This window comes from Nocardia sp. NPDC058114, assembly GCF_042884695.1.
GTDB lineage: Bacteria > Actinomycetota > Actinomycetes > Mycobacteriales > Mycobacteriaceae > Nocardia.
In genome coordinates this window covers 13,473-39,594 of record NZ_JBHVTK010000017.1, presented here as the reverse complement: position 1 = coordinate 39,594, position 26,122 = coordinate 13,473, and the positions used below count along the sequence as shown (strand labels likewise).

Here is a 26,122-nt window from a genome sequence, read left to right as displayed (position 1 = left end):
AAAGCGATGGCGGCCGACCATTAGGCTGGTAGCTGACCTGAGCCCCAGCACAGAACAGGACCGTACCCCGATATGACTTCCCGCATCGAGCTCGCCCGCGTCGATCTGCGCGGTCGTACTCCTTCCGCTGCCGAGCTGCGCACCGCGCTGCCGCGCGGAGGGGTCGACGTGGACTCGGTGCTGCATCATGTGCGGCCGGTCGTCGAGGACATTCGGGACCGGGGCGCCGAGGCGGCGCTGGACTACAGCGAGAAGTTCGACGGCGTGCGGCCCGCCGTGGTGCGGGTACCGGCCGGCGAGCTGACCAAGGCGCTCGCCGAGCTGGACCCGGCGGTGCGCGCCGCACTCGAGGTGGCGATCGAGCGGACCAGGAAGGTGCACGCCGATCAGCGGCGCACCGACACGGTGACCGAGGTCGTGCCCGGTGGCACCGTCACCGAGAAGTGGCTGCCGGTGGAGCGGGTCGGGCTGTACGTGCCCGGCGGCAACGCCGTGTACCCGTCGTCGGTCGTCATGAACGTGGTGCCCGCGCAGGCCGCCGGTGTCGAGTCGCTGGTGGTGGCCTCGCCGCCGCAGGCGCAGTTCGGTGGGCTGCCGCACCCGACGATCATGGCGGCCGCCGCGCTGCTCGGCGTCGAGGAGGTGTGGGCGGTCGGCGGTGCGCAGGCGGTGGCGCTGCTGTCCTACGGCGGTGTCGATACCGATGGCGGGGCGCTCGAACCGGTCGACCTGATCACCGGGCCCGGCAATATCTATGTCACCGCGGCCAAGCGGCTGTGTCGTGGGCTGGTCGGCATCGATGCCGAGGCGGGCCCCACCGAGATCGCCGTGCTGGCCGACGCCACGGCCGATCCGGTGCACGTGGCCGCCGACCTGATCAGCCAGGCCGAGCACGATGTGCTCGCCGCCAGTGTGCTGGTCACCGATTCTCCCGCGCTGGCCGACGCGGTCGACGCTGCCGTGAACGCTCAGCTCGCCGTGGTCAAACACCACGATCGCGTGCGGGAAGCGTTGAGCGGCAAGCAGTCCGGGATCGTGCTCGTCGACAACATCGCGCAGGGTCTGCGGGTGGTCGACGCCTATGCCGCCGAGCACCTCGAGATCCAGACCATGGACGCCGCCGCTGTCGCCGCGCGGGTGCGCAGTGCCGGTGCGATCTTCGTCGGCCCGTGGGCGCCCGTCAGCCTGGGTGACTACTGCGCGGGTTCGAACCACGTGCTGCCGACCGCGGGGTGTGCGCGGCACTCCTCGGGACTGAGCGTGCAGACGTTCCTGCGTGGCATCCACATCGTGGAGTACACCGAGGCGGCGCTGAAGGATGTCGCCGGACACGTTGTCGCCCTGGCGAACGCGGAGGATCTGCCCGCGCACGGTCAGGCCGTGCAGGCGCGTTTCGAGGCGCTGTCATGAGTACTCCCACCGTGCCCGGCGCTTCGGCGACCCTGGACCAGCTACCGCTGCGCGACAACCTGCGGGGCAAATCGCCTTATGGCGCACCGCAATTGACGGTGCCGGTGCAGCTCAATACCAACGAGAACCCGCACCCGCCCAGCAAGGCGCTGATCGACGATGTCGCCGAGTCGGTGCGCGCCGCCGCCGCCGATCTGCACCGGTACCCGGATCGCGACGCTGTCGCGCTGCGCCACGACCTGGCCGAGTATCTGACCCGTCAGACCGGTGTCGCCGTCGACACCGCGAATGTGTGGGCGGCCAACGGCTCCAACGAGATCCTGCAGCAGCTGTTGCAGGCGTTCGGCGGACCGGGCCGCAGCGCGCTGGGTTTCGTGCCCTCGTACTCGATGCACCCGATCATCTCGGAGGGCATCGACACCGAGTGGGTCGAGGCCAAGCGCAGTGGTGACTTCTCGCTCGACATCGACTACGCGGTGGCCCAGATCGCCGAACGCCGACCCGACGTGGTGTTCGTGACGAGCCCGAACAACCCGACCGGGCACAGCATCCCGATCGCCGAGCTCGAGCGGATTCTCGAGGTCGCGCCCGGCATCGTCGTGGTGGACGAGGCGTACGGCGAGTTCTCCGCGGCGCCCAGCGCGATCACGTTGATCGACCGTTTCCCGACCAAGCTGGTGGTCACCCGCACCATGAGCAAGGCGTTCGCGTTCGCGGGTGGGCGCCTGGGCTACCTTGCCGCCTCGCCCGCGGTGATCGACGCGATTCTGCTGGTGCGCTTGCCGTATCACCTGTCGGTGGTCACCCAGGCCGCCGCGCGCGCGGCATTGCGTCACGCTGACGAAACCCTCGGCAGCGTGGCGGAATTGGCGGCTCAGCGTGATCGGGTCGCCGCCGCACTCGCCTCGCTCGGGTTCGACGTGATCCCCAGCGACGCCAACTTCGTGCTGTTCGGCCGGTTCACCGACGCGGGCGCCGCGTGGCAGCACTACCTCGACGCGGGTGTGCTGATCCGCGATGTCGGCATCCCCGGGTACCTGCGCGCCACCATCGGCCTCGCCGCCGAGAACGACGAATTCCTGCGCGTGAGCCGCGATATCGCGGGCACCGACCTTACTCACTGAATCCACCTGTGGAGGAACACAATCATGAGCAGAACAGCGCGGGTGGAACGCGTCACCAAAGAGTCCTCGATTCTGGTGGAGCTGAACCTCGACGGCACCGGGCAGACCGAGATCGCCACCGGAGTGCCGTTCTACGACCACATGCTGACCGCGCTCGGCGCGCACGCCGGGTTCGACCTAGTGGTACGGGCCGAGGGTGACATCGAGATCGAAGCGCACCACACGGTCGAGGACACCGCGATCGTGCTGGGACAGGCGCTCGGGCAGGCGCTGGGCGACAAGAAGGGGATCCGCCGCTTCGGCGACGCGTTCATCCCGATGGACGAAACCCTCGCGCACGCCGCCGTCGACGTGTCCGGCCGGCCGTACTGCGTGTTCACCGGCGAGCCCGAACACCTCGTGCACACCATCATCCCGAGCGCGGGCCCCGGCGCGTCGTACTCGACGGTGCTCAACAAGCACGTCTTCGAGTCGATCGCGCAGAACGCCCGCATCGCGCTGCACGTGCGGGTGCTCTACGGCCGCGACCAGCACCACATCACCGAGGCCGAGTTCAAGGCTGTCGCGCGGGCTCTGCGCGCCGCCGTGGAAATCGACCCCCGGGTCAGTGGTGTGCCGTCCACGAAGGGTGTGCTGTGAAATCCGTTGTGCTGCTGGACTACGGCTCCGGCAATCTGCACTCCGCCGAACGCGCGCTGGTGCGTGCCGGTGCGCAGGTGGAGGTCACGGCCGACCCCACCGCCGCCTTGGCCGCCGACGGGCTCGTCGTCCCCGGCGTCGGTGCGTACGCCGCCTGTATGGCCGGGCTGCTGTCGGTGCGCGGTGATCGCATGATCGGCCAGCGCCTCGCCGGTGGACGTCCCGTGCTCGGCATCTGCGTCGGCATGCAGATCATGTTCGACCGCGGCGTCGAGTTCGGTGTCGAGACCGAAGGCTGCGGCGAATGGCCCGGCACCGTCGCGGGACTGGACGCTCCCGTCCTTCCGCACATGGGCTGGAACACGGTCAAGGCACCCGCCGACAGCACGTTGTTCGCCGGTATGGACACCGACACCCGCTTCTATTTCGTCCACTCCTACGCGGCGCAGCAGTGGGAACTCCCGGACAACGAGCACATCGCACCCGCGAAGCTCACCTGGGCCGAGCACGGCGTCCCCTTCCTGGCCGCCGTCGAGAACGGACCGCTCTCGGCCACCCAGTTCCACCCGGAGAAGTCCGGCGACGCGGGTGCGCAACTGCTGCGCAACTGGATCGGTTCGCTATAGTCCGGCTGCCTCGGCTGACTGTCGTGCGGCAACCGTGGCTAGGCGCGGTGGCGTTCTCGTTCGCTTCCGGCGGTCAGCGGCTCGTCTGACAGGAACGCGCGGACCGGTGCCGCGCAGCGGACCGCGTCGTCGAACCACGGGCCGTGACCGCCGGGGACGACGACGAGTCGCGCGCCGGGGATCTTCGTCAGCGATGGTCGAGCCTGGTCAGGGGAGCTGAAAACGTCGTGCTCGCCCCAGACGAACAGCAGCGGCGTGGTGATCCGAGCCAGTTCGTCATCGGTCAGGACGTTGTCGGGGCGCGCGATACGTCCCCGCATCAGGCGACACAGCAGCGCGCGGTAGGACGCGGCCTGTCCGGGCAGTCGCAGCGGTAGCCGGTGCAGATCGAGCATGTCGTCGGACATGGCACGAGATGCTGTCGCCCCGAGCGCCTCGGTGAGGGCGAAGCGGGCGACGAACCGCGGGGACGGCAGTCGCATCAGCCTTTCATCGACAGGGCCGCGGAGCGGAGAGGTCAGTGACTCCATCTCGGCAATGCCGCGCATGTCGGGGAAGGCGGTGGCGGGGGTGGCGACAATCGCTGCTCGCGTGAGCCGTTTCGGCGCGTCCAGCGTGGCCCAGAGGGTGAACAAGCCGCCGAGGGAGCTGCCGACGAACGCGGCTCGATCCACGCCGAGCGCATCCAGTGTTCCGGTGAGCACACCCGTGGCCAGCTCGCGGACGGTACTTCCCTGCCAAGTGAAAGGGGGTGCGAGACTGTGACCCGGCAGGTCGACGAGGATATGCCGGAAGCCGGGCAGGTGGGCGATCAGCGGTGCCATGCCCATGGCGGGTGCCGAGATGCCGTTGATGTGGACGACGGGTTCGCCGGATCCGGCGGTCAGGACGCGGACCTGTACCGCGGGATCGCGCAGCGTGAACAGGTGCTCGCTGATCGTGAGTCCGTAGGCGTCGGCGACGCGCTGTTCGGCGGCGCGGATCCGGCGTTGCAGACCTCGGGAATTGCTCATGCACTCACTGTGGGCTGCGCCGGGGTGCGCTGTCTTGAACGAATGTTCCGGCGGTCAGAGCGCCGTGAGCGCACCCGGTGTGACACCGGCGAAGGCCGACACGTCGCGATGTAGGTGTGATTGATCCGAATAACCGCATGCCACAGCGGCATTCGCGGGTGAATGGCCGGTCGTCAGCAGGTCGAACGCGTGCCGGAACCGGGTGAGCATCGCGGCGCGTTTCGGTGTCACGCCGACCTGGTCGGTGAACCTCGACCACAGCCGTTTGCGGCTCCAGCCGGTGAGTTCGGTCAGTTCCCGTACCCGCACGCCGCCGTTGCCGGCGACGATGCGGTCCCACGCTGCGGCGACCTCCGGGTCGGCCGTCCTGGTCGATTCACGCAGGGTGAGAAACCGGGACGTCAGCGCGAATCGTTCTGCCCACGTCGCTGTTTCGGCCAGCTGTTCGCGCAGCAGTGGCGCCGCCGGACCCCAGACCTCGTCGAGGCCGATCATCGCGCCGCTCAGGGCGGCCGGCGCGACCCCGAGCAGGCGGTAGGCGGCGATCGGCGACATTCGCACCTCGACACATTCGACACGCGCCGCGTGCACACGGCGAACCCCCGGGTCGAGCCCGGCGACCAGGCCGTCGAACGTGAACTGCTGATCGGGGCCTTCGACACTGAGCCCACAGTCGCCGAACTGGATCACCACAGTGACTTCCGGTCGCGGGAAGATCCGCAGATCGCACCCCGCGGACACTCGATCGCGGAATCCTTCCATCACGACATCGGTGGCTGCCGCTCCGGTCGAGCGCGCCAACTCCCAGCCGTCGTCCAGCTCGTGTTCGGACATGATGGGCCGCACACATCGAGCGTACGGACGTCGTGACGATCGTGGGGCCTGTCGGTGATCAGGGGTTGTCGAAGTGGGCTCGGTCGGCGGCTTCGGTGCCTGCGGTCCAGCCTTCGGCGCTGCGGATGGTGATGCCTCGGGTACGGGCGGTGGGGAAGTAGGTGGCGAAGGCTTTGTCCACTCGTTGTCGGTGGGTGGCCAGGACGGGGAGTAGGTGGGTGGGGTCGGGGGAGTCGGCGATGGTTGCTCGGGCAGCCTCGGCGAGGCGTTCGCCGACTCGCGTGGCATAGGCGGTGAGGTAGGCCTTGCGGTAGTGGCGGGAGCGGGATTCCTCGGTGGTGGCGTTGTCGATCATGGTGCGGGTGGCTTGGACGAGCAGGGAAGTGGACAGGATCTCCACGGCATCGAGGTCGGGGTCGTCGCCGACGATCGTGACGAAACCCCAGTCGGCGACGAAGATCGCGCGGCAGCGGTTGGCTCGGGTCACCATGTCGATGAGCAGGGCTTTGGCGTCGGTGTAGGGGGTTTCCAGCCAGATGCGGCGGGCGGCGGGCAGGTCGGGGTCGGTGCGCTGGGTGTCGAGCAGGGCGCGGTCGATCGCGTACTTGGTCATGAGTTCTTGCGCCTTGGCGGACAGCGTTTCCGCTTCCTCGGCGAAGGACGTCGATTCGGCCTTGGCGAGGAGGCCACGGACTCGGCCGAGGGTCTTCTCGTCGACATGGTGGTGCGTGACGGTCTGCCTGCGGGTGCCGGGTAGTGCGACGATCTGCTCGAGTTTCGGGAGTTGGACGAGCAGGGACAGGGCGGTCAGAGCTGAGGTGAGGGCCTCTTCGCGGGTGAGAAGCGCGCGGTCGGCCCACTGATCGAGGTGGGGTTGCCCGGACGTCCACCAGACCGTGGCGCTCAGCTCGTCCAGTTGTGCCTGCCAGATCCCGTCGACGGACTCGGCGGGGAAATCGGACCGGTGCTCGGCCATCAGATCGGTCAGGTAGCTCACCGCGAACTCGTCCACCCGTCTGCGCGCTGCCTCATGAACATCGCGGGGCAACCAGCCGAACTCGAAGGCGCGGGCGATGATTCGCTCAGCGGCGAGCTGAACTCCGGCGCCCAGCCCGGTGCCCGCGACGTGTTCGGCGAATCGCCCGATCGCGTTCGTGTCGCCCTGGGCGGCGAGGAAGGCCACGGTCGCGATCGCGTCGGCCACCTGCGACCGGTCGCCCGACAACGCGGCATCGATCGGAAGTCCGGGAGCGGCTGCCGGTTTACGGCCTGTCCGGCGCCGACGATTCTGCTTGGCCAAGGGTTGCGCCGATCCTGTTCGTGGAGGTGCTACCCGTCACGGAGGGTAGGCAGTGTTCGCGGCGTCCATTGTCGCGCATCGCTCCCGTACGGCCGCGTCGTCATCGGGCCCGCGTCGAATCGTCGAAGGCAGCTCGGTTGTTTCCTGCCGATCCTGGGTTCGTAATCGCTACTCGCCCAAGGGAACTGCTGAAAGAGGGTGTCGGAAGTCGGTCGGTGAGCTTAGGCTGGCGGGATGAGTTATCGGGGGATGGTTCTCGACGAACGAGCCGAACTGGTCGACCTGCTGCGGGGGTTGAGCGAGCAGGAATGGGAGACGCCGTCGCTGTGCGCGGGGTGGCGGGTTCGTGACGTCGTCGGGCACCTGTTGCAGGACACCCTGAGCCCGCTGGGCTACGCGGCCGTCGTGGTGAAGAGCCGGGGCTCGGTCAGCCGCACCAATAACACGCTCGCGCAGTCGTTCGCGGAGCTGACGACCGCGCAGCTGGTGGACAAGCTCGAGACCGAGTCGGGTCGCCTGTCGAAGTACTCGCCCCGGTTGATGCTCTCCGACCTCGTCGTCCACCACCAGGACATCCGCCGTCCCCTCGGCCGCCCACGGACGATCCCCGCGGACCGTCTCATCGCGGTCCTGAACTACCCCGACCCCTTCGCCTTCCCGGCCAGGTACGCCAAGGGTCTGCGTTTCGTCGCCACCGACGTCGACTGGTCCTCCGGCGACGGTCCGGAAGTGCGCGGCCCCGGCGAGGCCATCGCCCTGGCCGTGGTCGGCCGCACGGCCGCGCTCGCCGACCTCACCGGCGGCGGACTCCCCGAACTCCGCCGCCGCCTCGGCTGACTACTTCAGCAGTGGGGAATCGAGTGCGCGCGCGAGCCGACGGCCCCCACCTCGGTCAGTTCGTCGGCGCAGGTCGGCCGGGTCAGCGCCGCAGTGTGGTCGCGGTATCCGTCCGCGACAGTTTGTCCGGATTGCGGACCGAGTAGAGGCCGGTGACGAGGCCGTCGTCGACGCGCACCGCGAAGACCGTGTCGATCACGCCGTCGAGTCGCAGGATCAGGGCCGGGTGGCCGTTGAGCTGTGCCGATTCGACAGTCATCGCCGCGCCGATCCTCGGCACACTGGCGGTGAGCAAGGCGGCGACCAGGTCGGCCCCGACAATGGGCGACAGCGCGGCCTGCTTGATTCCGCCGCCGTCGCCGAGGAACACGACATCCGGTGCGAGCAGGTCGAGCAGGTTCTGGAGATCGCCGGTCTCGATCGCCCGCTGGAATGCCGCGAGCGCATCGCGGGATTCGCTCGCCGACACGATGCCGCGCGGTCGGCGGGCTGCGACGTGGGCGCGCGCCCGGTATGCCAGCTGGCGGACGGCGGCCGGGCTCTTGTCGACGGCCTCGGCGATCTCGTCGTAGTCCAGATCGAATACTTCGCGCAGCACGAACACCGCCCTTTCGATCGGCGTCAGCGTCTCGAGGACGAGCAGCATCGCCATCGAGACGCTCTCGGCCAACTCGACGTCCTCGGCGATGTCAGGCGTGGTCAGCAGCGGTTCGGGCAGCCAGGGGCCGACATAGGACTCCCGGCGCCGACCCAGCGCGCGCAACCGATCGAGTGACCGGCGGGTCGTGATCCTGACCAGATACGCGCGCTGGTCGCGCACCGCGTCGAGATCGACGCCCACCCACCGCAGCCAGGTCTCCTGGAGCACGTCCTCGGCGTCGGCAGCCGAGCCGAGCATTTCGTAGGCGACCGTGAACAGCAGATTGCGATGGGCGACGAACACCTCCGTCGCCGGGTCCTTCGCTGTGCACTCGGGCTGCGGCGCCATGGGTAACTCCCTTTCCACTCGGATGTGTCGCCCATCAGACGCCGGCCGACGCCGTCGCGTAACACCGATCCGCAGTGTCGTGGATCACGTCGACGAGCTGTTACGGAGGTCCGGTCGCCGCCGTCTCATGGTCGTTCGATTCAGCACCAGCAGTGAGGAACACGTCATGGAACCCCGATTCAACCTTTTCGGCACCGAGGTCGGCGCCACGTTCGGCAAGCGGTTCGGCAACGCCAGCCTGGCACTGATCCGGTCGACCCTGCCGAAAGCCACCCAGGACCTGGTGATGCTGCGCGTCAGCCAGATCAACGGCTGTGGCTACTGCACCGACGCGCACAGCAAGGATCTGGCCCACTCCGGGCAGTCCGCGACGCGGATCAATCTCGTTGCCGCCTGGCGTGAGTCGACGGTGTTCACCGATGCGGAACGGGCGGCGCTGGCGCTGGCCGAGGAAGGTACCCGTGTCGCCGACGCCGCGCAGGGGGTGTCCGACGAGACCTGGGCCCAGGTGCGCGAGTACTACGACGACGAGCAGCTCGCCGCCTTGGTCGCCGTGGTGGCCCAGATCAACGCCGCCAACCGGCTCGGTGTCATCCTGCGCCAGCAGGGCGGTGCCTACGAGCCCGGCGCGTTCGACGTCGCGGCAGGCTGAGCGAATCGTGGCAGGCCCGGGTCCCCGGATCCGGGCCGACCCGCTCGACGCGCCGAGCGGTTGTGCGCGGGGTTCGCGTGACACGGGCCTCACCGTCGCGGACCGTTGCGGGAGCGGCGGCACAGACCTACTAGTCTGAATGCGTGAGTCTTGTGCTGTTGCCCGCTGTCGATGTCGCCAATGGTGAGGCCGTGCGCCTTGTGCAAGGGGAGGCCGGTAGCGAAACGAGCTATGGGTCGCCTCGGGACGCGGCGTTGGCGTGGCAGCAAGCGGGGGCCGAGTGGGTGCATCTGGTCGATCTCGACGCGGCCTTCGGCAAGGGGAGCAATCGCGAACTGATCGCTCAGGTCGTCGGTGAACTCGACGTGAAGGTCGAGCTGTCCGGTGGTATCCGCGACGACGATTCGCTGAAGGCGGCGCTGGCGACCGGCTGCGCGCGGGTGAACATCGGCACCGCGGCGATCGAGAACCCGCAGTGGTGCGCGCGAGTACTCGGCGAGTACGGCGACCGGATCGCGGTGGGACTCGACGTCAAGCAGATCGACGGCCAGTGGCGGTTGCGCGGTCGCGGCTGGGTGACCGACGGCGGCGACCTGTGGGAGGTGCTCGAACGCCTCGAGCGTGGCGGGTGCGCGCGCTATGTGGTCACCGACGTCTCCAAGGACGGCACGCTGACCGGCCCCAACCTCGAGCTGCTGAGCGAGGTCGCCAACGCCGCCGAGGCACCGGTGGTCGCCTCCGGCGGCATCTCGGTGCTCGACGACCTCGTCGCCATCGCCGGCCTGGCCGACGACGGTGTGGAGGGCGCGATCATCGGCAAGGCGTTGTACGCGGGGCGCTTCACGCTGCCCGAAGCTCTGGCCGCGGTGCGCTGACACCGCCGATGACCGCCGCGCCGAGCACCGCCGAACTGACCGACCTGCTGACCGTCGCCACCCAGATCCTGGACGGCGTGGTCCCGCGTTTCGTCGAAGGACTCGGCGCGCCGAGCGCGGTGACCAAGGGCCGCAACGACTTCGCCACCGAACTCGATCTCGAGCTGGAACGCACCATCTCCGCCGAACTCCAGCAGCGGACCGGCATCGCGGTGCACGGCGAGGAATTCGGCGGACCGGCGCTCACCTCGGGCACGGCCTGGGTGCTCGATCCGATCGACGGCACCTTCAACTACTCCTCGGGCCACCCGATGTCGGGCACCCTGCTGGCTCTGGTGCACGAAGGCGAGCCGGTGATCGGCCTGACCTGGCTGCCCATGCTGGGTCGCCGCTACGCCGCGGTGACCGGTGGACCGTTGTACCTCGACGGTGTGGCATTGCCACCGCTGGAACCGGGCAAGCTCGCCGACTCCATGATCGGATTCGGCGCCTTCAACCTCGACTCGGCCGGTCGCATCCCCGGCCAGTTCCGGTTCGACCTGCTCGGTGCGCTGAGCCGGTTGTCCTCGCGGGTGCGGATGCACGGCGCCACCGGCATCGACCTGGCGTTCACCGCCTCGGGGGTGCTCGGCGGCGCGGTCGTGTTCGGGCACCATCCGTGGGACAACGCGGCCGGGGTCGCGCTGGTGCGCGCTGCGGGTGGCGTGGTCACCGACCTCGCGGGCGCGCCGTGGACGATCACGTCCGGTTCGGTGCTGGCCGCCGCGCCGGGCGTGCACGAAGAACTGCTGGAAATGATTTGCACCGTCAGCGAAGAAGAACGAGGGTGAACCCCATGACACCGCGCACCGACGAACGACCCGGCACCACCGCGCCGAGCACCTTGGCGGTCCGCGTGATCCCGTGTCTGGATGTCGACGCGGGTCGCGTGGTCAAGGGCGTCAACTTCCAGAACCTGCGCGACGCGGGCGATCCGGTGGAACTGGCCGCGACCTACGACGCTCAGGGCGCCGACGAACTGACCTTCCTCGACGTCACCGCCTCCACCGGTGACCGCGGCACCATGCTCGACGTGGTGACCCGCACCGCCGAACAGATCTTCATCCCGCTCACTGTCGGCGGTGGGGTACGCACGGTCGAGGATGTCGACCGGCTGCTGCGCGCCGGCGCGGACAAGGTATCGGTGAACACCGCCGCCATCGCACGCCCCGAGGTGCTGTTCGAGATGTCGCAACGCTTCGGCGCCCAGTGCATCGTGCTCTCGGTCGACGCGCGCACCGTGCCCGACGGTCAGCCCGACACCCCGTCCGGCTGGGAGGTCACCACCCACGGCGGCAAGCGTGGCACCGGCATCGACGCTGTCGAATGGGCCGTCCGCGGCGCCGAACTCGGTGTGGGCGAGATCCTGCTGAACTCGATGGACGCCGACGGCACCAAGGCCGGTTTCGACCTGCCGATGATCACCGCCGTGCGCGCCGCGGTGCGCGTTCCGGTGATCGCCAGCGGCGGCGCGGGCGCGGTCGACCACTTCCCGCCCGCTGTCCACGCCGGCGCCGACGCGGTCCTCGCCGCGAGCGTCTTCCACTTCGGCGACCTCACCATCGGCCAGGTGAAGAACGCGATGCGCGCGGACGGCATCACCGTCCGCTGACACCGATTGCGGTGGCCAGCCGAATTCACCTGGCGCCGAACGAATTCGGCGTCACAGCACGATGATCCGACGGAACGCATCGACCGAGCGCCAACGGTGAGCTGGTCGCAGGCATTGGAATCATCGTGCGTGGATCGCGATGATCTCCGTTGCCGCCGACGTTGATGCGGGGATGAGCATCGGAATCGCGTTGTCCCCGTTCGTCCTCGACAACTCCGCCAACGCCGTGGACACGGCCGTCGACCTGGGCGGAGTCGCCGCCGAGGTCGGGCTGAGTTCGGTGTGGTTGGGACAGGCCTTCAGTAGTGACGCGATCGTGTTGGCGGCGTTGATCGGTCGGACGGTGCCCGGGATCGAAGTGGGGACGTCGGTCGTTCCGGTGCCGGGCAGGCATCCGCTGCTGGTGGCCGGTCAGGCACAGACCGCGCAGGCGGCGACCGGTGGACGGTTCGTGCTGGGTTTGGGGCTCGGCGCTCGGTCGCTGTCCGAACGCGCGTTCGGTGGGCCGTTCGACCGGCCCGGCCTCCGGCTGCGTGAATTCCTCACGGCGCTGCGGTCGATTCTCGACACCGGTGCGGTGGACTTCCGCGGTGAGACGGTGACCGCCGCCAGTCCGATGCCCGCGGCGGTGGCGGGTGCCGACCCGACGGTGCCGGTGCTGGTCGCGGCCATGGGGCCGCAGGCGCTGCGAGCCACCGGCGAACTGGCCGACGGCACGTTGCCCTTCCTGGTCGGTCCCGAGGCGCTGGCCGAACACATCGTCGCGCCGTTGACCGCCGCCGCGACGGCCGCGGGCAGGCCGCACCCCCGCATCGTGGCGATGGTGCCCGGCGTCGTGACCGCCGACGTCGCCGCGGCCCGGAGCATCGCCGAGACGAAAACCGCCTTCTACGACACGATTCCGTCGTATCAGCGAGTGGTCGCGCTGTCGGGCGCCCAGCGGGCCGCCGAACTCGTGGTGATCGGCGACGAGGAGACGGTCGCCGCCCGCGTGGCCGACTACTTCGCCGCGGGCGCCACCGATGTGGTGTTCTCCCAGACCGACCTCACCACACCCGAGGACCAGCAGCGCACCTGGCGGCTGCTCGGTGAGCTCAATCGCGCCCGCTGATCTGGCGTCACAACCCCATCTCGGCGGCGATGATCGTGCGCAGCACTTCGCTGGTGCCACCCACGATCCGATCGATGCGGTGGTCGGCGTAGAGGCGGGCGATGGGGGAGTCCGCGAGATAGCCGACCCCGCCGTGCAATTGGAGGCAGCGGTCGATCACCCGCCCGGCCGACTCGGTGCAGAACAGCTTCGCCGATGCCGCGTCGGCGGGGGTCAGGTCGCCGCGGTCGTGGGCGGCGAGCGCGCGGTCGACCACCGCCTCGATCGCGTCGACCTCGGCCCGGCAGGCGGCCAGCTCGAACGTGGTGTTCTGGAAGCTCGCCACCGAGTGGGTGAACGCGGTGCGCTCGGCGGTGAAGCGGCGCGCGAAACGCACCGCGGCCCTGGCCTGCGCGTGGGCGCCGACGGCGATGGTGAGCCGTTCGCGTGGCAGCTGTGCGGCGAGATGGTCGTCGCCACGGTGCGCGGCACCGAGCCGATCGGTCACCGGCACCCGCACATCGGTGAAGGTGAGTTGAACTATGTCGCAGACCTTTCGGCCGAGAGTGTCGAGGGCGCGCCCGACGCGGTAGCCGGGGGCGGCGCTGTCGACGACCAGCAGGGACAGGCCGTAGGTGGGGTCGTCCGCGCTCGGGGGCGCGGTACGCGCGCACACGATGACGCGGTCGGCGTGCACGCCCCCGATGACGTAGGTCTTCGAACCGTTGAGCAGGTATTCGCTGCCGTCCAGCGACAGGGGCGCGGTGGTACGCATGCCCGACGGCTCCGTGCCGGTGCCCGGTTCGGCGACCGCGAGCGCGAACATCGTTTCGCCGGTGACGAATCCGGGCAACCAGCGCTGCCGCTGTTCGGCGGTCGCCAGGTCGTTGATCAGGGGCAGACAGCGGGACACATGGGCGCTGGAGCCGCCGAAAGACACCGCGGCGCGCGCGATCTCCTCGGTGAGCACCGCCCGGTACCGGAACGAGTCCAGGCCGCGTCCGCCGTGTTCGACGGGCACCTCCATGCCGAGGATCCCGAGTTCGCCCAGCCGGTAATAGAATTCGCGCGGCACCAGCCCGTCGTCGTACCACTTGCCGAAACTCGGCACGACCTCGGCATCGATGAACGCGCGCATCGCCGCGCGGAAGGCGCGGTGCTCGGCATCGAAAACTGTTCTGCGCATGGGGAATCCTTACCGGCCGGAAACGGCCACGAGCCGGCCCGCCCGACGCGGTGATCGGGTGGGCCGGCGAGACGGCGGTGCGTACTACTTCGGCGGTGTGGGGACCGCGGGGTCCTTGCAGTAGGCGCCGAGTTCGGCCGGGCACGGCGCGAGAATGGTCGAGAAGTACTGGTAGGCCGAGAACAGCGCCAGCGGACCGCCGACGGTGACCAGACCGATCATCGTGCCGACCGCACCGAGCGTGGCCGCGCCGAGCACGCAACCAGCCACGGTGGCGCCGACCCACGGCACCAGCAGCACGATCACCGGGCTGGCGATGGTGGCGCCCGCGGCACCGCCGACCAGGCAACCGATGCCACCGCCGACCACCGCGCCGACGATGGCCGCCACGGCGCCACCGACGCCGAGGCGCTGGCTGAGGACCCCGAGCGCCGCCTGATCGCGCGGGGTGAAGGACTCGGCGATCTGCTGCGCGGCCACGTCCTGGGTGATCAGGTTCGTCGCCGGGGCCACCGGAGTGCCGCCCTCCTTGGACGGGGTCAGGGTCGCGGTACCGCCGTCGACGGTGGCGGCGATCGGGAACACCTTGTCGTCCATGCGGTAGGTCAGCGGCAGGGCGGCGACCGGGGTGTCGGCGGCGGTGGTGAGCACCAGCTGGCCGTCGACGACCTGCAGTTTGCCGTCGGTGGACAGCACCGCGGAGTCACCCTGCCTGCTCACCTCGTAGCGCACCTCGGTCTGTGGTGCGGGATCGGCGTTGCCGGTCCCGGTACTGACACACAGGGCCAATGCGGTCATCGCCGCCGTGGCCAGAGTGGTTGACATCTTCATCTGTGATCCTCATCGATCGGGGTACTTCGGACGAGCCGCGCACGCTGGGACGCGCTGCGCAACGAGGGAGGGGGTGACTACTTGCCCGCGGTGTCGATCAGACCGCCGTCGGTGAGCGACCAGTGCTCGCCGACGAAGGTCTGGATGCCGACCGCTTCGAGCGGATAGCCGTCGTTCGCACCGGTTTTCATCGCGATGCCGGGCAGCATCAGGTCGGCGGAGACGTTGTCCAGCGAGCGCATCGCGTCGCGCAGGCCCTCGCGGGTCGGGCACTTCGCCGCGTCCATGGTCTTGCGGAAGCTCTCGGCCATCGTCCAGCCGGCCATCGCGTGCTGGTTCTCGGGATCGGCGCCGGGGGCGTACTGCGTCAGCTTGGACCGGTAGGTCTGCATGCCCGCGTCCGTGGCCCAGCGCGGATCGGCGGCGTCCTTGAGGAACGCCGCGGTCACCGTGCCCTGGACGTTGGGCAGCCCCACCGGGCGCAGGGTGGCCATGGTGTTGGAGACCACGGCGAGTACGTGCAACGGATTCCAGTCAGCGTTGCGCACGTCGGCGGCCAGCGCCTGCGAGGCGAACTTCGGGGTCGAGAAGTTCAGCAGCACATCGGCTTTGGAGTTGGCGAGGTTGCGCACCTGGGCATCGACGGTGGGGTCGGTGACCTCGAAGCTCTGTTCGGCGATCACCTTCACCCCGCTGCCCGCGACGCCCTCGGTGAACGCCGCGAGGAGGTCCTTGCCGAAGTCGTCGTTCTGGTAGAGCACCGCCACGGTGGCGTTGGGCCGCTGCGCTTTCACGTACTGCGCGTAGGCCAGCCCCTCGGTGCGGTAGCTGGGCTGCCAGCCGATGGTCCACGGGTGCTCGGTGCCGGCACCGAATTTGTTCGCCCCGGTGGCGACGAAGACCTGGGGCACCTTGCGCTGGTTGAGGTAGTCGGTTACCGCCGACGAGGTTGCCGTGCCGAGGGTTTGGAAGACCGCGAACACCTGGTCCTGTTCGACCAGGCGACGGGTCTCTTCGACCGTCTTCGGCGGCTGGTAGCCGTCGTCGCGGACGATGTACTCGACCTTGCGTCCATCGATGCCGCCCTGCTCGGCGTTGATGTAGTCGAAGTAGGCCTTGGCGCCCTTGGGGACCTCGCTGTAGGCCGAGGCCGGACCCGACAGCGGGTACGCCCCGCCGAGTTTGATGGTGCTGTCGGTGATACCGGTGGTCTGTTGGCCCTGGCAGTCGCCTTGACCGACGGAGCCGGTCTCCTCGCCACGACCACCACACGCGGTGAGGGTCGCGAGAAGCGCGGCCGTCACACCGATGGAGCGGATTGCCCTAGTGCGCATGAGTTTTCCCTTTCCGGACACGATGTCCGAGCCATTGCGTCCACTGGGTGGCCAGGCCGGCCAAACCCTTCGGCGCGAGGTACATGACCGCGATGATCAGCAGTCCGAAGATGACGCCGGGTGCGGCCTGGTTGACGTCCTGGGCGAAACTGGGCACGAACATCACGAACAGTCCGCCCAGCAGCGGGCCCCAGGTGGTGCCGAGCCCGCCGACGACCAGTCCGGCCAGCAGCGTGATCGACAGCGTCAGCGCGAAGGAGTCGGGCGAGACGAACGCGATCACCCAGGTGTAGACACAGCCGGCCACACCGGCCAGCAGCGCGCTCCAGGCGAAGGCGAGCGTCTTGTAGTGCGCCAGGTTCACCCCGAGCACCTCGGCGGCGATCTCGTTGTCGCGCATCGCGTGCAGGGCCCGCCCGACTCGCGAGCGCAGCATTCCGGCGACCAGCACGAAGCCGATCACGGTGGTGGCCAGGGCCAGGAAATACAGCCACTGGTCCTCGGCGAGGCCGGTCCACGCGGGCGGCACCGGCTTGTCGACAACGAGTCCCATCGAGCCGCCGGTCAGGTCGTCGAACCGCTTGAGCAGGGGGACCAGGAAGATCGCGATGGCCAGGGTGACCAGCGCCAGGTACAGCCCGCGCAGTCGCAGCGCCGGGACGCCGAGGGCGAAACCGAGGACGAAGGTGATGGCCGCGGCGATCGGGATGGTCGCGAAATACGGTATGTCCCAGCGCTGCATCGCGATCGCGGCGGTGTAGGCGCCGACCGCGAACAACGCACCGTGGCCCAGTGAGATCTGGCCGGTGTGACCGACCAGCAGGTTCAGCCCGAGCAGGGTGACCGCGTAGATCATCGCCATGGCCAGCTGGAAGGTGTGGAACGGCACCAGCTGGAACGGGGCCGCGCAGGCGAGCAGCAGCAGCGCTGCCGTCGCGAGCAGTGGCCACCGGATGGCACTGATACGAGCTGAGACGGAAGTATTCTGTGGGACAGCCAGTTTCGTGGTCACTGGCTTTTCGGTGAGTTTCACTTCGCTCATACTCTTTCCACCGCCGCGTGTCCGAACAGACCTTGCGGGCGCAGCAAGAGCACGCCCAGGATGATCACCAGCGGCACGCCGATCTTGAGTTCGGTGCCGATCGCGTCGACGTAAGCGCCGGTGAGGGTTTCGGCGACGCCGACGATCAGACCGCCCGCCACCGCGCCGCCAGGGGAGTCGAACCCGCCCAGCGTCGCCGCCGCGAAGGCGTAGATGAGGACTCCGCCCATCATGTTGGGTTCGAGGAACAGCAGCGGCGCCGACAGCACGCCTGACACCGCCCCGACCAGCGCGGCCAGTCCCCAGCCGAGCGCGAGCACGGTGCCGACCCGGATACCGACGAGTTTGGCCGACTGCGGGTTACACGCCACCGCACGCATGGCGAGCCCGATCCTGGTGTAGCGGAACAGCAGATACAGCAGTGCCATGACCACGCCGACGACGAGCAGGACGCCGAGACTGCCGTAGCCCACACTCAGCCCGCCACCACGCAGAGCCCCCTCCGGGAAGGGATTCGGGAACGATTTGGTCTGATACGACCAGATCCAGCCCGCGGTGGCGTGGATGGTGAAGAACAGTCCGACGGTGACGATCACCAGGGTGATCTCGGGCGCGCCCTCGACCGGCCGGATCACCACTCGTTCGATCAGCATGCCGCCGGCGAACGAAATGGCGAGAGTGAGGATCAGCGCCGCCCAGAACGGCATGATCTGGCTCAGCTGCCAGGCCAGGAACGCCGAGAACATGGCCAGCTCACCCTGGGCGAAATTGACGATCCCGGTGAATCGGTAGATGAGCACCAGTGCCAGCGCGAGACCCGCGTAGATCGCGCCCGCGGACAGACCCTCGACGAGTTGCTGCAGGAATTCGATCACGGCTTCACCTGGATTCCCAGGTAGGAGCGGGTGACCTGCTCATCGGCCCTGATCTGCTCGGCGGTGCCCGACAAGACGATGCGCCCGGTTTCCAGGACGTGCGCCTGCTGGGCGACACCGAGCGCCAGGTGGGCGTTCTGTTCGACGACGATCACCGTGGTGCGTTCCTCCTCGTTGATGGTGGCGACGATCCCGAACAACTCCTGGGTGACCAGCGGTGAGAGGCCGAGCGAGGGTTCGTCGAGCAGCAGCATGCGTGGCCGCAGCATCAGCGCCCGGCCGATGGCGAGCATCTGCTGCTGGCCGCCGGACAGGCCGCCCGCGGCGTCGCGTTGTTTGTCGCGCAGGATCGGGAAGTAGTCGTAGACGCGGCGCAGGTCGGTTTCGACGGCGGCGCGGTCACGGCGGGGGTAGGCGCCCAGGCGCAGGTTCTCTTCGACGGTGAGCGGGGCGAAGGTGCCGCGCCCCTCGGGAACATGGGCCACGCCGAGGCGCGCCATCGATTCCGGTGCGCGACCGGATACTTCGTCACCGTCGAGGAGCAGGCTGCCGCGAACCTTGATCATCCCGCACAGGGCGCGCAGCAGGGTTGTCTTGCCGGCGCCGTTGGGGCCGAGGATCGCGCACACGGTGCCCTGCTGGACCGAGAAGCTGACGCCGTGCAGGACTTTCGCCGCACCGTAACCGGCATGCAGATCGGTGACTGTCAAGAACGCGTCGTCGGCCGTCGGCCAGTGCTCGCTCATGCCGAAGCCCCCAGATAGGCGCGAATGACGGCCGGATCCTGCTGTACCGCTTCGGGTTCGCCCTCGGCGATCACCTGGCCGAACTCGAGGCAGATCACCCGATCGCAGGTGCCCATCACGAAACCCATGTGGTGTTCGACGACGATCACGGTCAGCGCGAGGTCGGCTTGCAGGGTGCGCAGGCGGTGGGCGAATTCGTCGACTTCTCCGTGGCTCAAGCCGTTCACGGGTTCGTCGAGCAGCAGCAGTTGTGGCCGCACCGCCAGCGCTCTGGCGAGTTCGATGCGTTTGAGGGTGCCGAAAGGCAGACCGGAAGCCGGGTGGTCGGCGACCGCGGTCAGGTCGAGGCGCTCGAGCAGTTCATCGGCTTCGGCGCGCAGCAGCTTTTCCTCCCTGCGGATCTTCGGCAACCGCAGTCCGGCTGACACGAAGCCCGCGCAGGCTCGGTGGTGCGCACCCACGAGGACGTTCTCGCGCACCGAGAGACGGGGGAACAAGCCCAGGTTCTGGAAAGTGCGGGCGATGCCGAGCGCGGCCAGCGCGTCGGGCCGCACCGTGGACAGATCGGTGTCGAGGTAACGCATGGTGCCCGACGTCAGCCGGTTGCGCCGGGTCATGCAGTTGAACAGGGTGGTCTTGCCTGCGCCGTTGGGTCCGATCAGGCCGACCATCTCGCCGGAAGCGACCGTGAACCCGACGTCCTGTAAAGCGGTGATACCGCCGAAGCGCACCGTCAGGTTGGTTATCTCGAGCATGCGACGAACACTAAGACCGCAGGTCGGAGCCCACATCGGACGATGTGGACCAAGAACTCGACCGGTGCTCGTCCGCTGCGGACAGTGTGACGTGGTTGACACTGTGAGCGCGCGCATGCACACTCCCGGAACATGTCAGCTGGATCACGTTTATCCGTTTCGACCGAGTCTGATCAGGTGCGGGCCGAGCGTCACCGGATAGCGGGTGCGGCGTACGACCACGCCGATGAGATCGCCGACGACGTGATGGCCAAGATCCGCGCCGAGCTGCCCGGCTACGCCACCGCGGGCCCCGGTCTGCTCGACGATGTGCACGATCAGCTCGCCCGGCTGAGCCGCACCGGGCTCGGCGCCTTGCTCGAGCACCGACGCGTCTGCCCGTCCGACGTCGCCTACGCGCGGCAGGCGGCGGCGCGACGGGCCCGCACCGGGCTGCCGCTGGTCGACTACATCGCGGCGTTTCGCCTCGGCCAGCGTGCCATCTGGAAAACGCTGCTCGCGCACGCGGGCGATTCCGAGGCAGGTCAGGCGGCCGTGCTGTCACTGGCGGGGCCGCTGGCCCGCTACACCGATCTGATCAGCACCCAGGCCACCGACGCGTATCTGGAGTTCCAGCAGTACGTGGCCGCCGAATCCGGGCGCGACTCGCAGGCGCTGATGGACGCGCTGCTCGACGGCGCGCTGCCGGCGAGCGGTCCGCATCTGTCGGTGGCCACCGCGCACGGAATCGGGGCCGAACGTATCGCGCCGGTGGTGGTGATCACCGCGGTCGTGCTCGATCGGGCGGAACGCAACGAGGATTCGTCCGAAAGACTCGGTCAGGCAAGGCAATTGGTGTCCGCGGCGATGGCTCGGTGCACGGTCAACGGATTGCGGACGCTGTCGGTGGTCCGCGGATCCGAGATCGTCGCCGTGCCCGCGCTCGGTGCGGGCGACGCCGCCGACGGATTGTGCGAGCGGCTGCGCGTGATGCGCGACGAGCTGGGCGCCGAGGGCCTCACGTTGGCCGTCGGGGTGAGCACCGCGGTCACCGAGGTCGCCCAGATTCCACGTGCCTACCGGCAGGCGCAGGCCGCGCTCGAGCTCCTGCCCGAAGGCGGCGGGGTACTCGCGTTACCGCAGCTCACGCCGTTCAAATATCTGCTCCTGCGCGCCGATGACACCACCCGTCAGCTGGTGGACCCCCGCATCGGGAGCGCACTGGCCGAGGACCGCGTTCGTGGCGGGACATTGGCCGAGACGATCCGCGCGTTCGCCGCCGCCGACATGAATCTGCGCGAAGCCGCCGACACCCTCCACATCCACCTCAATACGGCCAAGTACCGGCTCGGCCGGATCCAGGAACTCACCGGTCGCAATGTGCGCAGCGTGAACGACCTGGTGGAACTGCTGGTGGCCATCGAACTGGCTGCTGTTATAAACGAGGCATGAGCCTCGACCCCGCCATCGCCGCCCGCCTCAAGCGCACCGAGGACGGACTGATCGCCGCGATCGCACAGGAAAAGGCCACCGGCGACGTGCTGATGATGGCCTGGATGGACGACGAGGCGCTGGCCCGCACGCTGGAAACCCGCAAGGCGACCTACTATTCGCGTTCGCGTCAGCAGTACTGGGTCAAGGGCGAGACCTCCGGGCACACCCAGTACGTGCACGAGGTGCGCCTGGATTGCGACGGCGACACGCTGCTGCTGATCGTCGATCAGGAGGGCGCGGCCTGCCACACCGGCACTCACACCTGCTTCGACACCGACGTACTGCTCGCCATCGGCTAGTCGCCGTCTTCGACGAGGATCCGGTTCAGCCGATCGGACAGGGATTCCCCGAGCACCGCGAGTTGCGCGGTCTGCTGATCGGTGAGACCGTCCAGAACGAGCCTGCGTACGGCGTCCACGTAGCCGGGGGCCGCCTCGATCACCTTCTCGAAACCGGCGTCGGTGAGAACCGCGTACACCCCGCGTCGGCCCGCGGTGGTGTCGCGGCGCACCCAGCCGATGCGTTCCAGCTTCGAGACCACGTGCGAGAGTCGCGATAGCGACGCATTTGCCTTGTGGGCGAGATCACTCAGTTGCAGCCGGTGTCCCGCCTCCTCGGAGAGCAGGCTGAGTACCCGGAACTCGAAATGGGTGAGGCCGGACTCGCGCTGCAACCGGGTGTCCAGTGCGCCGGGAATCCGGGTCATGAGCGCGACGATCGCCTGCCATGCGCGTTGTTCGACGGGGTCGAGCCACTGAGTCATCGCCGGTACTGCCTCGCGGCCGGACGGCGGACATGGTGGAGTGAGGCGCGCACACGAAAGAGTTTGCCACGACGTCGCTGTGGCGTCCGGGAGTTGGCGGTGGTCGTGAGGTCACTCACATCACCGCGGGGGTGTGGGCGAGGGCTACCGATCGCCGGTCATCGGCGGCGTAGCGGGCGCCGGTTCCTGCGCCGCGGCCTTGGCGGCCTTGTGACGGCTGAATCCGCGCTTGCCCATCAGTGCGATCACCAGCGCGAACACCACCGCCGCGATGATGGCGCCGACCAGGCAGGCGCCGCGGAACGCCGGCGCGTCGACGTCCAGAATTCGCTGACCCGCGTGTGCGGCATTGTTGCCGCCGAGCACGATCGTCAACGTCATCAGATTCGGCAGCGAGCAGGCCAGCGCGACGATCACCGCCGCGCCCGCCATGAACTTGCCGCCCTTGCGCTTCCACACCCGCACCGCGAATATCAGCAGCAACAGCGGCAGCAAGGTGAACACGAAGCCGTACACCAGCCCCCACCAGATGCCCGAGCTGAAACTGCCGTGCACGGTGCTGGCCAGCCGCTGTGCCCACCACCGGGGGATGAACGAGGACAGGATGAAGTAGGCGGCCACCAGCACCACCACCGTGGCGAGGGTCATGATCGCCCGGTTACGCCATACGACGGCCGTGGGCTTCTGACCGCTCGACTGCACCTCGCCGGTTGTCATCTGCCCAGCGTAAGTGCGTCGAGGTCGCCGGGCGCCGATCCGCCGCCCGGCGATTCGCCGACCGGTACTACTCGGGAGTGATGCTGCGCTTGCGCAGGAAGGCCAGCGCTTCGTCGGCATGCACGGCCGCCCGCAGCTCACCGGTGACGATCTCGAGAATCGTGCGGTCGGTGTCGATGACGAAGGTGTGTCGCTTGACCGGGGCGAGTTTGCCCAGCAGTCCACGCTTCACGCCGAACGCGGCGGCGACCGCGCCGTCGCTGTCGGACAGCACCGGGTAGTCGAGGCGCTGCTTGGTGGCGAAACCGGCCTGCACCTCGGTGCTGTCGGTGCTGATACCGACACACGAGGCGCCCAGCGCGGCGAACTCGCCGCTCAGATCACGGAAGTGGCAGGCCTCGGCGGTGCACACCGGAGTGTTGGCGGCGGGGTAGAAGAAGAGCACCACCGGGCCGTCGGCGAGCAAGCCGTCGAGCGAGCGGAGCTGGGCGGACTGATCGGGGAGCTCGAATTGCGGAGCGCGCTGGCCTGGCTGCATGCCCAGACAGTAACGACCGGCGGCCGAGTAAGGAAGATCCCCGTTCGCGTCCACGAACGGGGATCTGGGGTCCTATTGCCCGAGCAGTGCCGCGATGTCGGGATTGCGGATCTGCATCACGTCGAGGATGCCGTGCGCGCGCAAGAGTGGTTCCAGCTCGCGGATGCGATCGCTGTGCCCGGCGTACTCGTCGGGGAAATTCTTCTTGTCGAGGTCCTGGATGGCCTTGGCGTAGGTGACGAACGAATTGATCGCGCTCGTCGCCACCGCCTGCTGGCCGGGACCGAAGTGCTGCTGCGACGGGACGGCCAGCCGGCCGTCCTGTGCGCCCTGCTGCGAGGGGTACACCATTGCTCCTCTCGGAAAGGGGATTACCGCATGCGACATGGAACGCGCGCGAGTGTAGTGATGCCGGTCACCGCCCGATTCGGCGCGGGGTCGGGTCCGCGCGCGTCGGCGACGGCACGCCTGGGATGATGGGCCCATGCAGGGCGCGTCGATACCAACCACCACGACCCGCGAACAGTTCCGGCTGCTCGCCGCCGAGCACCGGGTCGTCCCGGTGACCCGAAAGGTGCTGGCGGACTCCGAAACTCCGCTCTCGGCCTACTCCAAACTGGCCGGCGACCGGCCGGGCACCTTCCTGTTCGAATCCGCGGAGAACGGGCGCTCGTGGTCGCGCTGGTCGTTCATCGGCGCGGGCAGCCCGTCGGCACTGACCGTGGTCGACGGCGAAGCCGCCTGGCTCGGCACGGTGCCCGTCGACGCACCCACCGGCGGTGACCCGCTGCGCGTGCTGCACGACACCCTCGAACTGCTGCGCACCGAACGGCTGCCCGGGCTGCCGCCGCTCACCGGCGGCATGGTCGGCTTCCTCGGCTACGACGCGGTGCGCCGGATCGAACGTCTGCCCGAGCTCGCCACCGACGATCTGCGGCTGCCCGAACTGGTCCTCATGCTGGCCACCGATCTGGCCGCGTTCGACCACCACGAAGGCGCGATCACCCTCATCGCCAACGCGGTGAACTGGGACGGCACCGACTCCCGGGTCGACGAGGCCTACGACGACGCGCTCGCCCGGCTCGACCGGATGACCGCCGCGCTGGCGACCCCCGCGTCCTCCACGGTATCGATCTTCGACCAGCCCGAACCGCAGTTCCTGCGCAGGCGCACCACTGAGGAATTCGGTACCGGCGTGCGCCGCCTGATCAAGGAGATCGAGGCGGGTGAGGCGTTCCAGGTGGTGCTCTCGCAGCGCTTCGAAATGGACTACACCGGCTCCCCGCTGGCGGTCTACCGCATGCTGCGGGCCTCGAACCCGAGTCCGTACATGTATCTGATGCACATCCCCGACGGCGAGGGCGGCACCGCGTTCTCGATCGTCGGCTCCAGTCCCGAATCGCTGGTCACCGTGAAAGACGGGGTAGCCACGACACACCCGATCGCGGGCACCCGCTGGCGTGGCGAGAGCGCCGAGGACGACATCCTGCTCGAGAAGGACCTGCTGGCCGACGAGAAGGAGAACGCCGAGCACCTGATGCTCGTCGACCTCGGTCGCAACGATCTGGGCCGGGTCTGCCGTCCCGGCACGGTGAAGGTGACCCAGTACCGCCACGTCGAGCGGTACAGCCACGTGATGCACCTGGTCTCGACGGTGTCCGGGCAGCTCGCCGAGGGCAAGATCGCACTCGACGCGGTGCGTGCCTGCTTCCCCGCCGGCACGTTGTCGGGTGCGCCGAAGGTGCGGGCGATGGAATTGATCGAGGAGCTGGAACCGACCCGGCGCGGCGTCTACGGCGGCGTGGTCGGCTACCTCGACTTCGCCGGCGACGCCGACACCGCCATCGCCATCCGCACCGCCCTGCTCAAGGACGGCACCGCCTACGTCCAGGCGGGCGCGGGCGTGGTCGCCGACTCCGATCCGGTCTACGAGGACACCGAGGCCCGCAACAAGGCCATGGCGGTGCTCAAGGCGATCGCGGCGGCGCAGACCCTGCGCACCTACGAAGGCGGGGACCTGTGACGGCCACGCCCGGAGCAGACCACACCGATTCCGTCGACCCGGCGGACTCCTCGAACGACGGCCCGAACTCGTCCGCCGCACGTCCCGCCGACGCGGCGAGCGTGCAGGCCGACCATTCCGCCAGAGCCACGGCGGCGAAGCCGATCGTGCCGGTTGTGTTGCTCGCGCTGGCGGCAGCGGGGCTGTGGGCGTCTTCGCGGATGACGTGGGTGACGGTGTACTCGGCCGACGGCCTCACCGAACCGCGCACCGACGACCTCAACGGTGGTGTGTGGTTCGGCGCGCTCACCCCGCTCGCGCTGGTGCTGGTCGCCTCGATCGCGGCGGTGTTCGCGGTCAAGGGTGTGCTGCGGCAGTTGCTCGGGGTAGTGATCTCGGTCGTGGCCGCGGCCGCCGCGGTGCCGGGGTTCGCGCTGGCCGTCGGCGCGGGCAGGACCGCCGACCGGGCGGGCACGCTGGCCGAGCTGCCGGTGCGCGCGGTGGTCAGCTCCGCCGACACGCACCTGGGTCCCGCGATCCTGTCGATCGTCGCGGCGAGCCTGGCACTGGCCGCGGGCATCCTGCTCACCCGGCGCACCGGCGAACGCACCGAGGAGGTCTCCGACCGATACGACAACCCGGTGTTCCGCAAGGCCGACGCCAGCGCCGCGGTGAGCAAGCAGAACGCGGAGACCGGATCCGCGGCGCCGCTGTCGGACCGGGTGCTGTGGGACGCGCTCGACGCGGGCACCGACCCGACCGATACCCCGGACACTCCCGGCGCCGACCGCGGTCCGGCCGGGGAGAACAAGTGACCGGCA

At 68.9% G+C, this 26,122-nt stretch carries 29 protein-coding genes; 14 read left to right on the top strand and 15 right to left on the bottom strand.

What is annotated here, in order from left to right; all coding sequences use genetic code 11:
- The first annotated feature begins 72 nt into the window (after positions 1-72).
- From hisD to hisH, 4 genes are read left to right on the top strand one after another with little or no spacing between them, the layout of a single operon-like run.
- On the top strand, positions 73-1,410 hold the full coding sequence (gene hisD / locus ACFVVI_RS34030) for a histidinol dehydrogenase (protein WP_387448908.1): 1,338 nt from the start codon (positions 73-75) through the stop codon (positions 1,408-1,410).
- On the top strand, positions 1,407-2,534 hold the full coding sequence (locus tag ACFVVI_RS34025; protein WP_387448905.1) for a histidinol-phosphate transaminase: 1,128 nt from the start codon (positions 1,407-1,409) through the stop codon (positions 2,532-2,534). The genes hisD and ACFVVI_RS34025 overlap by 4 nt, the downstream gene beginning before the upstream one ends.
- A gap of 24 nt (positions 2,535-2,558) precedes the next feature.
- Positions 2,559-3,173, top strand: coding sequence for an imidazoleglycerol-phosphate dehydratase HisB (hisB, locus tag ACFVVI_RS34020; protein ID WP_328661055.1), 615 nt, complete (start codon positions 2,559-2,561; stop codon positions 3,171-3,173).
- Entirely contained in the window at positions 3,170-3,799 is a 630-nt protein-coding gene (gene hisH, locus ACFVVI_RS34015) for an imidazole glycerol phosphate synthase subunit HisH (RefSeq protein ID WP_387448901.1), read from the top strand. The genes hisB and hisH overlap by 4 nt, the downstream gene beginning before the upstream one ends.
- Positions 3,800-3,837: 38 nt before the next feature.
- Here the strand turns inward: hisH and ACFVVI_RS34010 are convergent, their stop codons facing one another.
- Genes ACFVVI_RS34010 through ACFVVI_RS34000 form a run of 3 tightly spaced genes read right to left on the bottom strand, consistent with a single transcriptional unit; the run spans position 3,838 to position 6,946 of the window.
- On the bottom strand, positions 3,838-4,812 hold the full coding sequence (locus ACFVVI_RS34010) for an alpha/beta fold hydrolase (RefSeq protein ID WP_387448898.1): 975 nt from the start codon (positions 4,810-4,812) through the stop codon (positions 3,838-3,840).
- Between the two features lie 54 nt (positions 4,813-4,866).
- On the bottom strand, positions 4,867-5,658 hold the full coding sequence (locus tag ACFVVI_RS34005; RefSeq protein ID WP_378995722.1) for a helix-turn-helix domain-containing protein: 792 nt from the start codon (positions 5,656-5,658) through the stop codon (positions 4,867-4,869).
- Between the two features lie 46 nt (positions 5,659-5,704).
- On the bottom strand, positions 5,705-6,946 hold the full coding sequence (locus ACFVVI_RS34000) for a DUF2786 domain-containing protein (RefSeq protein ID WP_387448895.1): 1,242 nt from the start codon (positions 6,944-6,946) through the stop codon (positions 5,705-5,707).
- Between the two features lie 234 nt (positions 6,947-7,180).
- Between ACFVVI_RS34000 and ACFVVI_RS33995 the strand changes: the two genes are divergently transcribed.
- Positions 7,181-7,783 carry a maleylpyruvate isomerase family mycothiol-dependent enzyme gene (locus ACFVVI_RS33995; protein ID WP_387448893.1) on the top strand — a complete coding sequence of 201 codons (603 nt, stop codon included), beginning with the start codon at positions 7,181-7,183 and terminating at the stop codon, positions 7,781-7,783.
- Between the two features lie 82 nt (positions 7,784-7,865).
- Here the strand turns inward: ACFVVI_RS33995 and ACFVVI_RS33990 are convergent, their stop codons facing one another.
- On the bottom strand, positions 7,866-8,771 hold the full coding sequence (locus ACFVVI_RS33990) for an RNA polymerase sigma-70 factor (RefSeq protein WP_387448891.1): 906 nt from the start codon (positions 8,769-8,771) through the stop codon (positions 7,866-7,868).
- Between the two features lie 166 nt (positions 8,772-8,937).
- Here ACFVVI_RS33990 and ACFVVI_RS33985 point away from each other — a divergent pair, with 166 nt between their 5' ends.
- The 5 genes from ACFVVI_RS33985 to ACFVVI_RS33965 all read left to right on the top strand — a co-directional run bounded on the left by ACFVVI_RS33985 (position 8,938) and on the right by ACFVVI_RS33965 (position 13,060).
- On the top strand, positions 8,938-9,423 hold the full coding sequence (locus ACFVVI_RS33985) for a carboxymuconolactone decarboxylase family protein (RefSeq protein WP_387448888.1): 486 nt from the start codon (positions 8,938-8,940) through the stop codon (positions 9,421-9,423).
- 143 nt (positions 9,424-9,566) lie between these two features.
- Positions 9,567-10,298, top strand: coding sequence for a bifunctional 1-(5-phosphoribosyl)-5-((5-phosphoribosylamino)methylideneamino)imidazole-4-carboxamide isomerase/phosphoribosylanthranilate isomerase PriA (gene priA / locus ACFVVI_RS33980; protein WP_387448885.1), 732 nt, complete (start codon positions 9,567-9,569; stop codon positions 10,296-10,298).
- An 8-nt stretch (positions 10,299-10,306) separates the two neighbouring features.
- Positions 10,307-11,128, top strand: a complete 822-nt coding sequence (locus ACFVVI_RS33975; protein WP_378995711.1) for an inositol monophosphatase family protein — start codon at positions 10,307-10,309, stop codon at positions 11,126-11,128.
- 5 nt (positions 11,129-11,133) lie between these two features.
- Positions 11,134-11,949 (top strand): imidazole glycerol phosphate synthase subunit HisF, encoded by an 816-nt coding sequence (gene hisF / locus ACFVVI_RS33970; protein WP_378995708.1) that lies wholly within the window; start codon positions 11,134-11,136, stop codon positions 11,947-11,949.
- 172 nt (positions 11,950-12,121) lie between these two features.
- Positions 12,122-13,060, top strand: coding sequence for a TIGR03564 family F420-dependent LLM class oxidoreductase (locus tag ACFVVI_RS33965; protein ID WP_387448881.1), 939 nt, complete (start codon positions 12,122-12,124; stop codon positions 13,058-13,060).
- Between the two features lie 7 nt (positions 13,061-13,067).
- Here ACFVVI_RS33965 and ACFVVI_RS33960 read toward each other — a convergent pair whose 3' ends face one another.
- The 7 genes from ACFVVI_RS33960 to ACFVVI_RS33930 all read right to left on the bottom strand — a co-directional run bounded on the left by ACFVVI_RS33960 (position 13,068) and on the right by ACFVVI_RS33930 (position 19,808).
- Positions 13,068-14,225, bottom strand: a complete 1,158-nt coding sequence (locus ACFVVI_RS33960; protein ID WP_387448878.1) for an acyl-CoA dehydrogenase family protein — start codon at positions 14,223-14,225, stop codon at positions 13,068-13,070.
- A gap of 84 nt (positions 14,226-14,309) precedes the next feature.
- Positions 14,310-15,056, bottom strand: a complete 747-nt coding sequence (locus ACFVVI_RS33955) for a hypothetical protein (protein WP_378995702.1) — start codon at positions 15,054-15,056, stop codon at positions 14,310-14,312.
- Between the two features lie 77 nt (positions 15,057-15,133).
- Complete coding sequence (locus ACFVVI_RS33950; RefSeq protein WP_378995700.1) at positions 15,134-16,390, bottom strand: ABC transporter substrate-binding protein; 1,257 nt, start codon at positions 16,388-16,390, stop codon at positions 15,134-15,136.
- Positions 16,380-17,432: a branched-chain amino acid ABC transporter permease gene (locus ACFVVI_RS33945; protein ID WP_387448874.1), complete on the bottom strand. Its 1,053-nt coding sequence runs from the start codon at positions 17,430-17,432 to the stop codon at positions 16,380-16,382. Before ACFVVI_RS33945 ends, ACFVVI_RS33950 begins: the two co-directional genes overlap by 11 nt.
- Positions 17,429-18,307: a branched-chain amino acid ABC transporter permease gene (locus tag ACFVVI_RS33940; RefSeq protein ID WP_378995695.1), complete on the bottom strand. Its 879-nt coding sequence runs from the start codon at positions 18,305-18,307 to the stop codon at positions 17,429-17,431. The genes ACFVVI_RS33945 and ACFVVI_RS33940 overlap by 4 nt, the downstream gene beginning before the upstream one ends.
- On the bottom strand, positions 18,304-19,053 hold the full coding sequence (locus tag ACFVVI_RS33935; RefSeq protein ID WP_379311899.1) for an ABC transporter ATP-binding protein: 750 nt from the start codon (positions 19,051-19,053) through the stop codon (positions 18,304-18,306). Before ACFVVI_RS33935 ends, ACFVVI_RS33940 begins: the two co-directional genes overlap by 4 nt.
- On the bottom strand, positions 19,050-19,808 hold the full coding sequence (locus tag ACFVVI_RS33930) for an ABC transporter ATP-binding protein (protein WP_379311898.1): 759 nt from the start codon (positions 19,806-19,808) through the stop codon (positions 19,050-19,052). The genes ACFVVI_RS33935 and ACFVVI_RS33930 overlap by 4 nt, the downstream gene beginning before the upstream one ends.
- A gap of 177 nt (positions 19,809-19,985) precedes the next feature.
- Here ACFVVI_RS33930 and ACFVVI_RS33925 point away from each other — a divergent pair, with 177 nt between their 5' ends.
- Both ACFVVI_RS33925 and hisI read left to right on the top strand, forming a co-directional pair.
- On the top strand, positions 19,986-21,239 hold the full coding sequence (locus tag ACFVVI_RS33925) for a PucR family transcriptional regulator (RefSeq protein WP_387448870.1): 1,254 nt from the start codon (positions 19,986-19,988) through the stop codon (positions 21,237-21,239).
- The gene (hisI, locus tag ACFVVI_RS33920; protein ID WP_378995685.1) at positions 21,236-21,580 is read left to right on the top strand and encodes a phosphoribosyl-AMP cyclohydrolase; all 345 of its coding nucleotides are present in this window, start codon (positions 21,236-21,238) and stop codon (positions 21,578-21,580) included. The genes ACFVVI_RS33925 and hisI overlap by 4 nt, the downstream gene beginning before the upstream one ends.
- On the opposite strand, the gene ACFVVI_RS33915 is transcribed toward hisI, so the two are convergent.
- The 4 genes from ACFVVI_RS33915 to ACFVVI_RS33900 all read right to left on the bottom strand — a co-directional run bounded on the left by ACFVVI_RS33915 (position 21,577) and on the right by ACFVVI_RS33900 (position 23,650).
- Positions 21,577-22,044, bottom strand: coding sequence for a MarR family winged helix-turn-helix transcriptional regulator (locus tag ACFVVI_RS33915; protein WP_378995683.1), 468 nt, complete (start codon positions 22,042-22,044; stop codon positions 21,577-21,579). The two genes, hisI and ACFVVI_RS33915, sit on opposite strands and share 4 nt — an antisense overlap.
- Positions 22,045-22,188: 144 nt before the next feature.
- A complete protein-coding gene (locus ACFVVI_RS33910) occupies positions 22,189-22,761 on the bottom strand; it encodes a permease (protein WP_379311896.1) in 573 nt (190 codons plus the stop codon).
- A 67-nt stretch (positions 22,762-22,828) separates the two neighbouring features.
- The gene (locus ACFVVI_RS33905; protein ID WP_387448865.1) at positions 22,829-23,299 is read right to left on the bottom strand and encodes a peroxiredoxin; all 471 of its coding nucleotides are present in this window, start codon (positions 23,297-23,299) and stop codon (positions 22,829-22,831) included.
- A gap of 72 nt (positions 23,300-23,371) precedes the next feature.
- Positions 23,372-23,650: a hypothetical protein gene (locus tag ACFVVI_RS33900; protein ID WP_378995677.1), complete on the bottom strand. Its 279-nt coding sequence runs from the start codon at positions 23,648-23,650 to the stop codon at positions 23,372-23,374.
- A 133-nt stretch (positions 23,651-23,783) separates the two neighbouring features.
- Between ACFVVI_RS33900 and ACFVVI_RS33895 the strand changes: the two genes are divergently transcribed.
- Both ACFVVI_RS33895 and ACFVVI_RS33890 read left to right on the top strand, forming a co-directional pair.
- Positions 23,784-25,322, top strand: coding sequence for an anthranilate synthase component I (locus tag ACFVVI_RS33895; RefSeq protein WP_387448862.1), 1,539 nt, complete (start codon positions 23,784-23,786; stop codon positions 25,320-25,322).
- Positions 25,319-26,116, top strand: a complete 798-nt coding sequence (locus ACFVVI_RS33890; RefSeq protein WP_378995673.1) for a TIGR02234 family membrane protein — start codon at positions 25,319-25,321, stop codon at positions 26,114-26,116. Before ACFVVI_RS33895 ends, ACFVVI_RS33890 begins: the two co-directional genes overlap by 4 nt.
- Positions 26,117-26,122 lie beyond the last annotated feature (6 nt).